We start from the raw sequence: 397 nt of genomic DNA on the forward strand, positions 1-397 counted from the left end.
CGGCAGGAATCCACCGCCGCCGCGCTGGTCGCCGCGGGTCTCGGCTGCACACTGGCGCCGGCAAGCTGGGGCGACGCAAACTTGCGGGCACTCGACGTCGGCGGACTGACGCTGCAGCGCGACGTCACGCTGATCTGGAAACAGGCCGCCGGTGCCAAGGCTGCGGCGAAGCTCGCGACGCGGCTGCAGGCGCGAGCCTGACTGGCGACTTGCTAGAGCGCTTCATTGATTGAAGCGGACTTGGCCTTTGCCAAGCGTCCGAAGTCCTCATCCTGAGGAACCCGGCAAAGCCGGGCGTCTCGAAGGATGAGGAGCCGCATGGCTTGCGGCGCATGGTTCGAGACGGCGCTTCGCGCCTCCTCACCATGAGGTTGTGATTGTTGTAAGCGCCCCGAAC

At 66.5% G+C, this 397-nt stretch carries 1 protein-coding gene and 1 pseudogene; one reads left to right on the forward strand and one right to left on the reverse strand.

Annotated elements, in window-relative coordinates; all coding sequences use genetic code 11:
• Nucleotides 1-201: pseudogene (locus tag DYI24_RS27895) on the forward strand (LysR family transcriptional regulator); the annotation flags it as partial.
• 11 nt (nt 202-212) lie between these two features.
• On the opposite strand, the gene DYI24_RS28200 reads toward DYI24_RS27895, so the two are convergent.
• On the reverse strand, nt 213-397 hold a 185-nt coding region (locus DYI24_RS28200; protein WP_205523734.1), incomplete at its 5' end, for a hypothetical protein.

Source organism: Rhodopseudomonas sp. BR0C11 (genome assembly GCF_010820945.1).
In the GTDB taxonomy this organism is placed as follows: domain Bacteria; phylum Pseudomonadota; class Alphaproteobacteria; order Rhizobiales; family Xanthobacteraceae; genus Rhodopseudomonas; species Rhodopseudomonas palustris_H.